General features: G+C 68.8%; 14 protein-coding genes and 1 tRNA gene. 10 read left to right on the top strand and 5 right to left on the bottom strand.

Annotated features, from left to right (window positions below; all coding sequences use genetic code 11):
- Window positions 1-19: 19 nt before the first annotated feature.
- On the top strand, window positions 20-1,798 hold the full coding sequence (gene ggt / locus C8E96_RS01585; RefSeq protein ID WP_091370534.1) for a gamma-glutamyltransferase: 1,779 nt from the start codon (window positions 20-22) through the stop codon (window positions 1,796-1,798).
- A gap of 127 nt (window positions 1,799-1,925) precedes the next feature.
- On the opposite strand, the gene C8E96_RS01580 is transcribed toward ggt, so the two are convergent.
- On the bottom strand, window positions 1,926-2,216 hold the full coding sequence (locus C8E96_RS01580; protein WP_091370536.1) for a hypothetical protein: 291 nt from the start codon (window positions 2,214-2,216) through the stop codon (window positions 1,926-1,928).
- A 134-nt stretch (window positions 2,217-2,350) separates the two neighbouring features.
- On the opposite strand from C8E96_RS01580, the gene C8E96_RS01575 reads away from it, so the two are divergent.
- Entirely contained in the window at window positions 2,351-2,998 is a 648-nt protein-coding gene (locus tag C8E96_RS01575; protein ID WP_091371346.1) for a DUF998 domain-containing protein, read from the top strand.
- A gap of 1 nt (window position 2,999) precedes the next feature.
- Here the strand turns inward: C8E96_RS01575 and C8E96_RS01570 are convergent.
- Both C8E96_RS01570 and C8E96_RS01565 read right to left on the bottom strand, forming a co-directional pair.
- A tRNA-Arg gene (locus C8E96_RS01570) sits at window positions 3,000-3,073 on the bottom strand.
- A 332-nt stretch (window positions 3,074-3,405) separates the two neighbouring features.
- Window positions 3,406-4,275 (bottom strand): trypsin-like serine protease, encoded by an 870-nt coding sequence (locus tag C8E96_RS01565; RefSeq protein WP_091370538.1) that lies wholly within the window; start codon window positions 4,273-4,275, stop codon window positions 3,406-3,408.
- Window positions 4,276-4,409: 134 nt separating this feature from the next.
- Between C8E96_RS01565 and C8E96_RS01560 the strand changes: the two genes are divergently transcribed.
- From C8E96_RS01560 to C8E96_RS01530, 8 genes are all read left to right on the top strand, one after another.
- The gene (locus tag C8E96_RS01560; protein WP_091370540.1) at window positions 4,410-6,428 is read left to right on the top strand and encodes a protein meaA; all 2,019 of its coding nucleotides are present in this window, start codon (window positions 4,410-4,412) and stop codon (window positions 6,426-6,428) included.
- 100 nt (window positions 6,429-6,528) lie between these two features.
- Window positions 6,529-7,416: an ectoine/hydroxyectoine ABC transporter substrate-binding protein EhuB gene (ehuB, locus tag C8E96_RS01555; RefSeq protein WP_091370543.1), complete on the top strand. Its 888-nt coding sequence runs from the start codon at window positions 6,529-6,531 to the stop codon at window positions 7,414-7,416.
- 7 nt (window positions 7,417-7,423) lie between these two features.
- Window positions 7,424-8,101 carry an ectoine/hydroxyectoine ABC transporter permease subunit EhuC gene (gene ehuC, locus C8E96_RS01550; RefSeq protein WP_091370544.1) on the top strand — a complete coding sequence of 226 codons (678 nt, stop codon included), beginning with the start codon at window positions 7,424-7,426 and terminating at the stop codon, window positions 8,099-8,101.
- A complete protein-coding gene (gene ehuD / locus C8E96_RS01545) occupies window positions 8,098-8,754 on the top strand; it encodes an ectoine/hydroxyectoine ABC transporter permease subunit EhuD (RefSeq protein WP_091370546.1) in 657 nt (218 codons plus the stop codon). Before ehuC ends, ehuD begins: the two co-directional genes overlap by 4 nt.
- Window positions 8,755-8,761: 7 nt before the next feature.
- Complete coding sequence (ehuA, locus tag C8E96_RS01540) at window positions 8,762-9,526, top strand: ectoine/hydroxyectoine ABC transporter ATP-binding protein EhuA (protein ID WP_091370547.1); 765 nt, start codon at window positions 8,762-8,764, stop codon at window positions 9,524-9,526.
- Between the two features lie 18 nt (window positions 9,527-9,544).
- Entirely contained in the window at window positions 9,545-10,318 is a 774-nt protein-coding gene (locus tag C8E96_RS01535) for an enoyl-CoA hydratase-related protein (protein ID WP_091370549.1), read from the top strand.
- 37 nt (window positions 10,319-10,355) lie between these two features.
- On the top strand, window positions 10,356-10,481 hold the full coding sequence (locus C8E96_RS34370; protein ID WP_267463802.1) for a hypothetical protein: 126 nt from the start codon (window positions 10,356-10,358) through the stop codon (window positions 10,479-10,481).
- Window positions 10,481-11,029 carry a GNAT family N-acetyltransferase gene (locus C8E96_RS01530; protein ID WP_091370551.1) on the top strand — a complete coding sequence of 183 codons (549 nt, stop codon included), beginning with the start codon at window positions 10,481-10,483 and terminating at the stop codon, window positions 11,027-11,029. Before C8E96_RS34370 ends, C8E96_RS01530 begins: the two co-directional genes overlap by 1 nt.
- Here the strand turns inward: C8E96_RS01530 and C8E96_RS01525 are convergent.
- Complete coding sequence (locus C8E96_RS01525) at window positions 11,026-12,537, bottom strand: chitinase (RefSeq protein WP_091370552.1); 1,512 nt, start codon at window positions 12,535-12,537, stop codon at window positions 11,026-11,028. The genes C8E96_RS01530 and C8E96_RS01525 overlap by 4 nt on opposite strands.
- A gap of 68 nt (window positions 12,538-12,605) precedes the next feature.
- The gene (locus C8E96_RS01520; protein ID WP_091370553.1) at window positions 12,606-13,196 is read right to left on the bottom strand and encodes a hypothetical protein; all 591 of its coding nucleotides are present in this window, start codon (window positions 13,194-13,196) and stop codon (window positions 12,606-12,608) included.
- Between the last annotated feature and the right edge of the window lie 98 nt (window positions 13,197-13,294).

The raw sequence follows: 13,294 nt of genomic DNA, 5'->3' as shown, positions 1-13,294 counted from the left end.
GTACGACAGGAAGGCCGTGATGCGTACTCCACGCCGAGGCAACGCACTGTCCGTAGCGCTACTCGCGATCGCGGGGCTGGTCGCGGCTCCGTCGGCCGCGGTGGCCGCGCCCCCACTGGCGAAGGCCCCGTTCGCGCAGGGATACGGCGGGGCGGTTGTCTCCGACACCGTCGAATCGACGCAGGCGGGCATCGAGGTGCTCCGCAGAGGCGGGACCGCCGCCGACGCCGCCGTGGCGGTCGCCGCGACGCTCGGGGTGACCGATCCGAACATGGCGGGCCTCGGGGGTGGCGGGTACTTCGTGTACTACGACGCCCGCACCCGCCAGGTGTCCACGATCGATGGCCGCGAGACCACACCCGCCGCCGGTGACGCGAACATGTTCATCAATCCCGCCACGGGCACGCCCTACCCGTTCCCGACCGCGGTGAGCAGCGGCTTGTCCGTGGGTACCCCGGGCATGCTGGCCACCTGGGAGCGCGCGCTTGAGCGGTGGGGCCGGTTCAGCCTCAAGGACAACCTCAAGCCCGCCATCAAGGTCGCCGAGAAGGGCTTCCCGGTCACCCCGCAGCTGCGCTCGGAGATCCTGGACAACCAGGCCCGGTTCAAGCAGTTCAGCTCGACCGCCGAGCTGTTCCTTCCCGGCGGCAGCGCGCCCGAGGTCGGGTACATCCTGCGCAACCCGGACCTGGCCGACACCTACCGCGAGATCGCCAAGGACGGCACGCGCGCGTTCTACGGCGGCGAGATCGGCGAGGACGTCGCCGAGACCACGCAGAACCCGCCGCTGGCCGCCGACGCCACGATCACCCCGCCCAAGGGCCGGATGACGGTCGAGGACCTGCGGGACTACCGGACCATCGACCGCGCCCCGACCCACGTGGCCTACCGGGGCTACGACGTCTACGGCATGGCCCCCAGCTCCAGCGGCGGCATCACCGTGGGCGAGGCGCTCAACATCCTGGAGACCTTCGACCTCGCGGGCATGGAACGCACCCAGGCGCTGCACCACTACCTGGAGGCAAGCAAGCTCGCCTTCGCCGACCGCAACCGGTACATCGGCGACCCGGCCTACGTCGACGTCCCGCAGGAGCGGCTGCTGTCGGACGCGCACGCGGCCAAGCGGGCCTGCCTGATCGACCCGGCGGCGGTCCTGCCCGCGCCGACCGCCCCGGACGCGGGCTGTGAGCCCGCCACGGCGGGTACGGCGTCGTCGGAGAACGAGGTTCACACGAACCACTTCGTCGTCTCCGACAAGCGCGGCAACGTGGTGTCCTACACCAACACCATCGAGCAGGTCGGCGGCAGCGGCATCGTGGTGCCGGGCCGCGGGTTCCTGCTCAACAACGAGCTGACCGACTTCAACTTCACCCCGTCGCAGGGCTCGGCGCCCGACCCGAACCTGGCCGCGCCGGGCAAGCGGCCGCGGTCGAGCATGTCGCCGACGATCGTGCTGAAGAACGGCAAGCCGTGGCTGGCGCTCGGATCCCCGGGCGGCTCGACGATCATCACCACGGTCCTGCAGATCCTGGTCAACCGGGTCGACTTCGGCATGACACTCAAGCAGGCCGTCGCCGCCCCGCGCGCCACCCAGCGCAACTCGCCGACGACGGTGGCCGAACCCGCCTTCATCGCCGCCGCGGGCGGTTTGAGCGCCATCGGCCACGTCTTCACCGAACAACGCTTCATCGGCGCCGCCGCCACCCTGGAGTTCACCGGCGCGGGCAAAGTCCTGGCCGTAGGCGAGGAATTCCGCCGCGGCGGCACCTCCGCCGCCGTCCTCTACCCCACCCCCTAACCGCGAGTCGCCCCTCCAGGCAAACGAGTCGCCCCTCCAGGCAAGTGAGTTCGACATTCGCGTATCCCGAATGTCGAACTCACTTGCCGGAACGGGCGACTCGTTTGCCGGACGGGGCGACTCGCGGTTAGGTGTTGAGGAGGGTTTGGATGGCGGTTTGTTCGTCGGTGGGGAAGACGAGGATTCGGTAGGTCTCGCCGTCCTCGCCGGGGACCGTGGTGGCGCGGACGCCCGCCTTCTGCAACTCGGTCTCCACGAAGCGGGCGGCGTCGACGCTGCGGACCTTGGCGACCTCACGCAGCAGGCCGTAGTCCTTGCGCCGGTCGGCGTCCGACGCCAGGCCCCAGCGCAGGACGAGGCCGAGCAGGCCGACGACGGCGATCGCCACCAGGATGAGGAACGGCGCGGGCACCTCCATGCCTCCATCATCCTCCCGGGCACAAGACGTAACCGTTAGGCGGTTATGTTCGCCACCTCGGATGCGATCAACTTGTGTCGGGTCGGTGTGGTCCGCGCGAGCCGATCCACGGAACCGAGTCTCCGGAGGCGGCCATGACTCAGACAGTGGGACGCGACCTCGTCCACTCGTACCTCTACCTGCGCCGGGCGATCGGCCTGATCGGCATCGCCCTGCCACCAGTGCTCATCCTCGGGAAGATCCTCCTCGACGGCGGTGGGCTGCAGAACTCGCTCAGCGGCTACTACTACACCGGGATGCGCGACGTCCTGGTCGGCGCCATGTGGGCGGTCGGCGTGTTCCTGTTCTGCTACCGCGGTTACAGCCCGATCGACGACTGGGTCGCCAACATCGCGGGCCTGTCCGCGATCGGGGTCGCGATCTTCCCGACGTCGCCCAGCGGCGGCCCGAACGTCGCGGCCGCGGACGACAAGCTGCTCGGCTACGTCCACGTCGCCGCCGCGGCCGTGTTCTTCCTGTCCCTGGCCTACTTCTGCCTGTTCCTGTTCACCAGGCGCGACGCGGAGAACCCGGGCGAGCACAACGAGGTGCGCAACAAGATCTACGTGGCCTGCGGGGTCGCGATCGTCGTCTGCATCGGCCTGATCCCGGTGATCGCCTACCTCTTCGACAACGAGACCAAGGCGCTGCATCCCGCCCTGTGGCTGGAATCCGGCGCCGTGCTGGCCTTCGGTGTCGCGTGGGCGACGAAGGGCAAAGCCATCGCCATCCTCAAAGACTGAGCATCCCTGCCAGGACTTGAACCTGGGACCTCGCCGTTCGTAGCGGCGCGCTCTGTCCAGCTGAGCTACAGGGATTCGCCCGGCCGCGCGGTGAAGCGGCGGCCGGGAGGGCTCGCCCGAGGGCAAGCCGGTTTCGTTCGCCGGGCCACGCGGTAGCGGGCGCGACGGGGCGAACTGGGAAATGGTCTGTGGAAACAAGAGAGCCGCCCATCGGTGATCCGATGGGCGGCTCCCTCACGTGACGATCACTGATCTCACGGTGGGGAGCCGACGCCCAGGCGCGGGCGGGCGACGTGCGCGGTGCCGGATCGGCGCCACACCCCTCGCTGCGCGTTCGCGACTGTCATGGTCTCTCCTCGTTTCGTTGCGATCAGCATGTCCGACGTGGACGGTCCACGTCCAGCGATTTACGGCAGGGCCACGAACGGGCTCATGAAGGCGCGCGCGGTCGGCGCGTCGAGCCGGTAGGACACGTTGGTGGCGTAGCAGGGGCCGTCACCGGTGATCGTGGTGGCGACCAGGGTCCGCTTCCCGTCGATGACGGCGAAGTTCGGGCCGCCCGAGTCGCCGTAGCAGGCGCCGCCGTTGCCCTGGGGCGCGGTCATGTGCAGCCGCACCCACGTGTTGTTGAGCGCGTCGAAGCCGACCGGCGCCTTCATCCGCACGCCGCCGCCGGGGTGGGTCTGTCCACCGGGGCCGCGCACGGCTTCCTGGGTGCCGTAGCCGGCCACGGTGAACGGCACCGCGTCCAGCCCGCGCGGGCCGAGGGTGTCGAGCTTGCCCGCGGCGGGCAGGGTGGCCGGGGTGAAGCTCCAGCGGGCCGCGAGCGCGGCGGCGGGCAGCTGCACCACGGAGATGTCGTGCGAGTCCGCGGAGTTGCCCGGGTAGGCCGGGTCGTTGTGGGCGATGCCCTCGACGCCGACCGCCGCGCCCACGGCCGCCGGGTCACCAGGGTGGGCCAGGGCGGCCGCGTCCAGGTCGGCCTGCACGTTCTGGGCGAGCGAGACGTAGAACCGAACGCCCTCGGCCCAGTCGGTGGTGCAGTGCGCCGCCGTGAGGAACGTGTCGCGGTCGACCATGGTCCCCGAACACATCCAGTCGATGCGGTCCGGCGTGGCCGGGTTGTCGTCGTTGTCCCACTGGACCACCAGCGCGCCGACCTCGGTCCGCTCGGGCGCGGGGGTGGCGTTGTAGCTGTTGATCGCCGATGCTGGGATGGATAACACGCTGGTCAGCGCCACGACGGCGACGGCGGGCACGAGGTACTTCAGACTCATGGTCAAAGCCTCCGGGAAGGGGATTCGGGTTCGGACAGTCAACGCTGAAGAGCCCCTGTGAGCAATGGCACCGAGCCGAAATTCGTTACTGACCAGTACTCTCCACGAAAAGGGCTGTTAACGGAGGTAAACCGGTGCCGTATCCGTCAGACCGTGAGCGAGACCGCCCGTGGGTCATGCGCACCTACGCCGGGCACTCTTCCGCGACGAAGTCCAACGAGCTCTACCGCCGCAACCTGTCCAAGGGGCAGACCGGCCTTTCCATCGCGTTCGACCTGCCGACGCAGACCGGCTATGACCCCGACCACGAACTCGCCAAGGGCGAGGTCGGCAAGGTCGGCGTCCCGGTCACCCACATCGGCGACATGCGCACGCTGTTCGACCAGATCCCGCTCGGTGTGGCCAACACCTCGATGACGATCAACGCGACGGCCATGTGGCTGCTGTCGCTCTACGTCTCGGTGGCCCAGGAGCAGGCCGAGGCCGAGGGCACCGACTGGCACGAGGTCGTCGCCAAGCTCGCGGGCACCACGCAGAACGACATCATCAAGGAATACCTGTCCCGCGGCACCTACGTTTTCCCGCCCGGGCCGAGCCTGCGGCTGATCACCGACATGGTCGCGTGGACCGTGTCGAACGTGCCGAAGTGGAACCCGATCAACATCTGCAGCTACCACCTGCAGGAGGTCGGCGCGACCCCGGTGCAGGAAGTCGCCTACGCGATGTGCACGGCGATCGCGGTCCTCGACGCGGTGCGCGACTCCGGGCAGGTGCCCGCCGAGAAGTTCGGCGAGGTCGTCTCCCGCATCTCCTTCTTCGTCAACGCGGGCGTGCGGTTCATCGAAGAGATGTGCAAGATGCGCGCCTTCACCGAGCTGTGGGATGAGATCACCCGCGACCGCTACGGCATCACCGACGAGAAGCAGCGCCGGTTCCGCTATGGCGTGCAGGTCAACTCGCTGGGCCTGACCGAGGCGCAGCCGGAGAACAACGTCCAGCGCATCGTGCTGGAGATGCTCGCCGTGTCGCTCTCGCGCAAGGCTCGGGCCCGCGCGATCCAGCTTCCCGCGTGGAACGAGGCCCTCGGCCTGCCGCGTCCGTGGGACCAGCAGTGGGCGCTGCGGATGCAGCAGGTGCTCGCCTATGAGACCGACCTGCTGGAGTACGAGGACATCTTCGACGGCTCCCCGGTCATCGAGGCGAAGGTCAACGAGATCATCACCGGCGCGCGCGAGGAGATCGACCGCGTGCAGGCCATGGGCGGGGCGGTCGCGGCCGTCGAGTCCGGCTACATGAAGACGCAGATGGTCGGCTCGCTGGCGGAGCGGCGCAGGCTCATCGAGGGCGGCGAGCAGATCATCGTCGGCGTCAACAAGTTCGACACCACCGAGCCGAGCCCTCTGCAGGCCGAGGGCGCCAAGGCCATCGAGACCGCCGACCCGGCCGCCGAGCTGGAGGCCGTCGAGGCGGTCCGGCGCTGGCGGTCCGAGCGCGACGCGGCCGTGGTGGAGGAGTCGCTGCGCAAGCTGCGTGAGGCCGCCAAGACCGACGTCAACCTGATGGACGCGACCCTGGCGTGCGCGCACGCCGGGGTCACCACGGGTGAGTGGTCGGGCGCGCTGCGCGAGGTGTTCGGCGAGTACCGGGCGCCCACGGGCGTCTCCGGCGCGTCTGCGGGCGGCGAGGCGGGCGTCGAGCTGGCGGCCGTGCGCGAGCGGGTCAAGGCCACCGGCGAGGAGCTGGGCGAGCGGCTGCGGATGCTGGTCGGCAAGCCCGGTCTCGACGGTCACTCCAACGGGGCCGAGCAGATCGCCGTCCGGGCCCGCGACACCGGCTTCGAGGTCGTCTACCAGGGCATTCGGCTCACGCCCGACCAGATCGTGGCGGCCGCGGTGCAGGAGGGCGTGCACGTGGTCGGCCTGTCGATCCTGTCCGGCTCGCACCTGGAGGCCGTCCCCGCGGTGGTCGAGGGTTTGAGGGCCGCCGGTGCGGGGGATGTTCCGGTCGTGGTCGGCGGCATCATCCCGCCCGACGACGCGAAGATCCTCGCCGAGCGCGGTGTGGCCCGGGTGTTCACGCCCAAGGACTACGAGATGACGCAGATCATGGACGAGATCGTCAACGTCATCCGCGAGGCCAACAAGCTGCCCTAGCAGTGGGTTAATCACCGGCTGTTGACCTAATCGGGTGATCCCCCTACGTTCGACGCACACACACGTAACTTGTCGATGCGCGCGAAACGGGGCTAACGCGATGGTGGGTCAGGGCTGGACGCGGCGGGAATTCTTTCGACGAACGGCCGCGGCGGGAGCCCTGGCCACCACGGGTGGCTGGGCTCTCTCCGCTTGCACCAGCGTGTCCTCCGGTGACCCGCTCGCCGCGGCGAAGGCCGCGGGCAAGATCAAGATCGGCATCGCGAACGAAGCGCCGTACGGGTTCACGGACGCGTCGGGCCGGGTCACCGGCGAGGCGCCGGAAGTGGCCCGCGCGGTCTTCAAGGCCCTCGGTATCGCGGACGTCGAGGCGGTCGCGACGAACTTCGACGGCCTGATCCCCGGCGTCACCGCCCGGCAGTTCGACATGGTCGCGGCGGGCATGAACATCACGCCCGCCCGCTGCGGGCAGGTCGCGTTCTCCATCCCGGACTACAGCGCGCTCACCGCTTTGCTTGTGCCGCGCGGAAATCCCGAGGGCGTGCGCGGGTTCGACGACGTGAAGGCGAAGGGGCTCAAGCTCGCCGTGCTGTCCGCGGCGGTGGAGAAGGGCTACGCCGAGTCCGCGGGAGTGGCAGCGATCGAGACCCTCGACAGCCAGGACACCCTGCTGCGCGCGGTCGCCGACGGCCGGGTCGGCGCCGCCGCGCTGACCGACATCTCGCTTAAGGACCTGGTCAAGAAGAACCCGGACATCGCCGTCGAGGTCACGCCCGGCTTCACCCCGCGGGACAAGGGCAAGGACGTCGTGTCCGCGGGCGGTTTCGTGTTCCGCAAGGACGACACCGCTCTGCTTGAGGCGTTCAACGCGGAGCTGAAGAAGCTGCACCAGAGCGGGGAATGGCTGCGCATCGTGGAGCCGTTCGGCTTCGGCAAGGACAATCTGCCCGCGGGCGGGCTGACGACCGAGAAGCTCTGCGCCGCCTGAGCCGACCGTGCCGGACAACGCGAACCGCATAGTCTCGACGATTCTGGAGGGCCTGCCCTTCACGGTGATCGCCGCCGTCGGCGGCATCGCGCTGACCATCGTGCTCTCCCTCGCCGCCGGGCTCGCCCTGCTGTCTCGATCCCGGCCGGTCCGGGTGATCGCCCGCGTGTACGTCGAGGGGCTGCGTGGGACGTCCGAGGTGGTGCAGCTGTTCTGGCTCTACTTCGCCCTTCCCGCGCTGGTCGGCCTGCAGCTGGTGCCGCTGTACGCGGGAATCCTGGTGCTCGGCCTCAACCACGGCGCCTATGGGGCGGAGATCGTGCGCGGGGCCGTGCAGGCCGTGCCACGGTCCCAAGTGGAGGGTGCGCTGGCGCTGAGCTTCACGCCCGCGCAGAGGATGCGGCGAGTGGTGTTGCCGCAGGCGTTCGTGGAGATGCTGCCGCCGTTCGGCAACCTGTTCATCCAGCTGCTCAAGAGCACCGCGCTGCTGTCGTTCATCCAGGTCACCGAGATCGTCCAGCGCGGTGAGCAGCTGCGGCCGACCCATGGCGCCGACCTGCCGTTCATCTACGTGGTCGAGCTGCTGCTGTACCTGGGGCTGGCGCTGGTGATCACGGGCGTCATGCGGCTGCTGGAGCGGCTCGCGGGCCGCCGAATCGGCCGGGTGCCGGGGGGTGTTCGATGACGTGGGACTGGCAGTTCGCCGCGAACTCGGTGCCGCTGATCCTTCAGGGTTTGCTGGTCACGCTTCAGATAACGGTGTTGGGCTCCCTGGTCGCCTACACCCTCGGATTGGCGTTCGCCCTGGTTCGCCGGGCGCGGGTGCCGGTCGTGGACCAGGTGCTTCACCTGTTCATCGAGTTCGTCCGCAGCACGCCGCTGCTGGTGCAGATCTTCGTGCTGTACTACGTGTTCCCCTCGGCGTTCGGCATCAGCATGTCGGCGTTCGTCACCGGCGTGATCGCCATCGGCGTGCACTACGCGTGCTACACCTCGGAGGTGTACCGCGCGGGAATCGACGCTGTCCCGAAAGGACAGTGGGAGGCCGCGACGGCGCTCTCGCTGCCGCGCCGCCGAGTGTGGACGTCGGTGATCCTGCCGCAGGCCGTGCCCAGAGTCCTGCCCGCGCTGGGGAACTACACGATCTCGATGTTCAAGGAGACCCCGCTGCTGCTGGCCATCGGTGTGGTCGACCTGGTTAACGCGGCCAAGGCTGCGGGCAATGAGTCCTACCGGTTCGTCGAGGTCTACACGATCGCCGGCTTGCTGTTCCTGTTGCTGAGCTATCCCGCGTCCCTGCTGGTGCGGAGGTTGGAGCGTCGTGTCGAGCCAGTCTGACCCCCCGATGATCCGCTTCGACAACGTCGTCAAACGCTTCGGCGAAAACACGGTCCTGGATGGCTTCACCTGCCGCATGGCGCCGGGGGAGTTCGTCACCCTGATCGGCCCGAGCGGCTCGGGCAAGACCACGATCCTGCGCCTGGTGATGACCCTCGAACGGGTCACCGACGGTCTGATCGAGATCGACGGTTCCCCACTGAGCCATATGCACCGCGGCGGGAAGCTCGTGCCCGCGGACGAGAAGCACCTCGCGGGGGTGCGCAAGCGGATCGGGATGGTGTTCCAGCAGTTCAACCTGTTCCCGAACATGACCGTGCTGCGCAACCTCACCGAAGCCCCGGTCCGTGTCCTCGGCCTCGCCCCGGCCGAAGCGGACGAGCGAGCCCGCGACCTGCTCGACCTGGTCGGCCTGGCGGACAAGGCCGACGAACACCCGGCGCGCCTGTCCGGCGGCCAACAGCAGCGCGTGGCGATCGCCCGAGCCCTGGCGATGCGGCCGGACGTGCTGCTGCTCGACGAGGTGACGTCGGCGCTCGACCCGGAACTGGTGACGGGCGTGCTGAGCCTGCTCGGCCACATCGCCGACACCACGGACATCACGTTCCTCTGCGTCACCCACGAGATGGGCTTCGCCCGGGACGTGTCCGACCGGGTGCTTATGTTCGACCACGGCCACGTCATCGAGGACGCGCCGCCGGAGCAGCTGTTCACCGACCCGCGGGAGGAGCGCACGCGGGAGTTCCTGCAGGCGGTGGTCGGGCGGACCTGACCGCAGTACCGTCGAGTCATGGCCGACTACCAGCACATCCGCGTCGAGCGGACGGACAGCGTCGTCCGGATCACCATGAACCGTCCGGCGCGGCGGAACTCGCTCTCCGAGGACCACCTGGCCGAACTCCTCGACGCCTTCCGCGCCGCGGGTGCCTCCGATGCCACTGGCATCGTCCTGGCCGCGGAGGGACCGGTCTTCTCCGCGGGCCACGACTTCGGCGACGTCTCCTCCCGCGACCTCGGCGGCGTGCGCGAGTTGCTGCGGCTGTGCACGGACCTGATGCGCACCATCGAATCGGTTCCCCAGGTGGTCATCGCCCGCGTCCACGGTCTGGCCACCGCCGCGGGCTGCCAGCTCGTCGCTTCCTGTGACCTGGCGGTGGCCGCGGAGTCGGCGGGCTTCGCCCTGCCCGGCGGAAAGGGCGGCTGGTTCTGCCACACCCCCGCCGTGCCGGTGGCGAGGTCCATCGGCCGCAAGCGCCTGATGGAAATGGTGCTGACCGGCGACGTCGTGGACGCCCACACCGCCGAGCAGTGGGGCATGGTCAACCAGGTCGTCCCCGACACCGACCTGGACAAGGCGGTCTCCGAGCTTCTCCGCCGCGCCACCCGCGGCAGCGCGGCCAGCAAGGCGCTGGGCAAGCAGACCATCTACGCCCAGCTGGACCGCCCGGAGGCAGACGCCTATGCGATCGCCCTGGAAGTGATGGCCGCCGCCTCGCAGCTCCCCGGTGCCAAGGAGGGCATGGCGGCGTTCTTGGAGAAGCGTTCGCCGGTGTGGCCGGACTGATGGGTCGCCGCGGTTCCTCGCCAGCGTCGAGGAGGGCGTGGCGATGTTCCTGGAGAAGCGCTCGCCCGTGTGGCCGGACCGTTGGCCGGCCCGGTTCCTCACCAGCGTCAAGGACGGCATGATGATGTTCCTGGAGAAGCGTTCCCCGATATGGCTGGACTGATGGCGGACCAGGTTCCTCCCCAACGCCTGGCGGCGCTCGCCGACGCACCGCGGATCGCCGAGTTGATGCGCGCGTCCGTGGTGGAGTTGTTCCCACGGTTCTACGGCGAACGCGAGACGGCGAGCGCGGTGGCGTATATCGCGCACCTCGACCTGACGCTGATCGAAGACGGCACCTACTTCGTCCACGAGGCCGACGGGGAGATCATCGCCTGCGGCGGCTGGAGCAGGCGCGGAAAGCTCTATACCGGCTCCGGGCCGGGGGACGACGACCTCCGGCTGATCGACCCGGCCACCGAACCCGCCCGGGTCCGCGCCATGTTCGTGCGCGCGGACTGGACGAGGCGCGGTCTCGGCCGGGCGATCCTCGAATCGTGCCGACGGGCCGCGCAAGCCGAAGGATTCGGTTCGCTGGCGCTCCTGGCGACGCTGCCGGGAGTGCCGTTGTACCGGTCCTTCGGCTTCCGCGAAACCGAGCGGCGGGCAATCCTGATGCCGGACGGCGTGGAGATCGAAGGCGTGATGATGACCCGCGGCGTCGAGCCTTAGGGCAGCGTGTCCAGGTGCGCGGCCACCGAGTTGGCGAACGCGTACCCATTCGAGGCGTCCCAGTTGATCGACCAGGTCATCGCCCCGCGGATCGTCGGGTAGGCCACGGCGGGGGTGAACCCGCCGCAGTTCGTCCGCCGGGCCAGGCAGCTCAGCGCGGCGTTGACGTTGGCGGGGGACTGGTAGCCGCCGCCCGCACCCGAGGGTGAGGCAGGCAGTCCGAGGCCGACCTGGTCGGCGCGCAAACCGCCCTGCAGCTGGATGCAGGCCAGTGCCGTCAGGAAGTCGACCGAGCCTTGGCCGTAGACCTTCTGGTCGCAGCCCATCATCGATCCGGAGTTGTAGTACTGCATGTTGACGATGGTCAGGATGTCCTTGATCGCCAACGCCAACTGGAAGTACCCGCCCGACGTCGACTGCATGTCGATGGTCTGCGGGGCCATCGTGATGATCTTCCCGCCCGCGGCGTGGATCTGGCGCAGCGCCGACGCCATGTGCGTGGCGTTGATCCCGTTCTCCAGGTCGATGTCGACGCCGTCGAACCCGTAGTCCCTGATCAGCCGGGCCATGCTGGAGGCGAAAGCGTTTGCGGCGGCGGTGTCGCCGACGGTCACGGTGCCTTTCTCGCCGCCGACGGACAGGATCACCTTCTGGCCACGGGCCTGCGCGGTTCGGATGTCCGCTTTGAACTGCGCGTCGGTGTAGCCACCGAGTTGGCTCGACAGCCCGGAGTCGAGGGTGAACGTCACCGCGCCGGGCGTTCCCGGGACGGCGTCGGCGAAGGAGACGGCGATGATGTCGTAGGTGGTCGGCACGGCCGCGAGGGTCAGGGCTCGGGCGCCGTTGTAGAAGTTCTGCCAGTAGCCGGTGAGGACGTGCGCGGGCAGCCCGGTCGGCGGCGGTGTCGTGGTGGTGGTCGTCGGGGTTGTGGTCGTCGTTGGAGTCGTCGTCGGAGTGGTGGTTGACGGGGTTGTCGTGGGTGCCGTCGTCGTGGTGGTCGGCGGGGTCGTGCCGGGGCCGTCGAGGATCACGTCATCGGCTTTGTAGGCGGGCTGGCCGTACCAGCCGTGCAGGTAGATCGACACCGAGGTGGTGGACGCACCCGTGGTGAACTTGGTGGAGAGCTGCGTCCACACGCCCGAGGTCGGGGTCCAGGTGCTCGGGTCGCTTGTGCCGGTTCCAGTCGCTCCCAGGTACGTGTAGGCGCCCTTGACCCAGGCGGTCAGGGTGTAGGCCGAGTTCGGTTTCACGGTCACGGTCTGCGTGCACCGCGCGTTGTCCTGACCGGCCGGCGTGCCGGTCAGCGCGTAGCTGCCTGAGTGGGCATCGCCGCTGGTCACGGCACCCGCACTGGAACAGGACCAGCCGTTGAGCGTTCCCGATTCGAATCCGGGATTGGCGACGAGATTCGCGGCGGCCGCTTGTCCTGTGAAAGCCAGGATGAGCCCGACGCAGATCGAGAAAGCGGATAACAGGGCGACGAGCGCTCGCTTGGCAGGGAGCGTCATGGCTGCCTCCAGGGCATGACAGCTGCAGGGTGGTCGAAATCCAAAAATGGACTAGACCACTTGGCCTGTCAACCCCCACGCGTTCCCATTACCGCCTCGTCGTCCTGGTCGAATAATGTCCACAAAGGACCTGTGGCGAACCAGATGGCCGCCACCACGCCGAGTTTCGGGATCCACGCGGACCAGCCCGACCACAGCGCGGTCGTTCGGTCCGGCGAGCCGACGACGAACGAGAGCAAGGCCAGCACCGCCACGCCGATGCCGCACGCCAGGACGCACTTGCCCCACTCACGCCACTCGTGACGCGCCCGTTCCGGACCGTGTCTGGGTACCTTGACCGGCCGCGGGCCATCCGCGAACCGGTACGCGAACCACCGGTCGGCCCAGCGGATCACGCTCGGTCCGAAAGCGACACTGAAGCCGAGGTAGACGGCGCCCAACCCATGCACCAAACCGGCTTCGCCGCCGCGGCGTAAATCCAGGACGGTCGCCACGAGCAGGATGACGTCCACAACGGGCGTCGCCATGAGCAAGACCGCGCCCGTCCGCCGCAGCCGCAGTGGATAGCGGGCGACGAGGCCGGCGCCGAGCAGCACCCAGAAACCGATCTCGCACAAGGCGATCACGGCGAAGAGCGGGTTGTCCAGGAGGAATCGCACTCGTTCAGCGTGCCGGGTGGGCCAAGCTGCGGCATCGGTCAATAGTTGAGTTCCGGGTCATCCTTTAGTTGCACTCGGATCTAGGACTTTGGTTGGGG

It is taken from the genome of Actinokineospora alba (assembly GCF_004362515.1).
Classification (GTDB): domain Bacteria; phylum Actinomycetota; class Actinomycetes; order Mycobacteriales; family Pseudonocardiaceae; genus Actinokineospora; species Actinokineospora alba.
Note: the sequence above shows the minus strand (reverse complement) of the source record. Positions and strands in the feature narration are given on the sequence as shown.

What these genes read in the sequence shown, in the direction of transcription:
- ggt (WP_091370534.1), top strand. Translation starts at nt 20, where the DNA reads ATGCGTACTCCACGCCGAGGCAACGCACTGTCCGTAGCGCTACTCGCG.
- C8E96_RS01580 (WP_091370536.1), bottom strand. Translation starts at nt 2,216, where the DNA reads ATGGAGGTGCCCGCGCCGTTCCTCATCCTGGTGGCGATCGCCGTCGTC.
- C8E96_RS01575 (WP_091371346.1), top strand. Translation starts at nt 2,351, where the DNA reads ATGACTCAGACAGTGGGACGCGACCTCGTCCACTCGTACCTCTACCTG.
- C8E96_RS01565 (WP_091370538.1), bottom strand. Translation starts at nt 4,275, where the DNA reads ATGAGTCTGAAGTACCTCGTGCCCGCCGTCGCCGTCGTGGCGCTGACC.
- ehuB (WP_091370543.1), top strand. Translation starts at nt 6,529, where the DNA reads ATGGTGGGTCAGGGCTGGACGCGGCGGGAATTCTTTCGACGAACGGCC.
- ehuD (WP_091370546.1), top strand. Translation starts at nt 8,098, where the DNA reads ATGACGTGGGACTGGCAGTTCGCCGCGAACTCGGTGCCGCTGATCCTT.
- ehuA (WP_091370547.1), top strand. Translation starts at nt 8,762, where the DNA reads ATGATCCGCTTCGACAACGTCGTCAAACGCTTCGGCGAAAACACGGTC.
- C8E96_RS01535 (WP_091370549.1), top strand. Translation starts at nt 9,545, where the DNA reads ATGGCCGACTACCAGCACATCCGCGTCGAGCGGACGGACAGCGTCGTC.
- C8E96_RS01530 (WP_091370551.1), top strand. Translation starts at nt 10,481, where the DNA reads ATGGCGGACCAGGTTCCTCCCCAACGCCTGGCGGCGCTCGCCGACGCA.
- C8E96_RS01525 (WP_091370552.1), bottom strand. Translation starts at nt 12,537, where the DNA reads ATGACGCTCCCTGCCAAGCGAGCGCTCGTCGCCCTGTTATCCGCTTTC.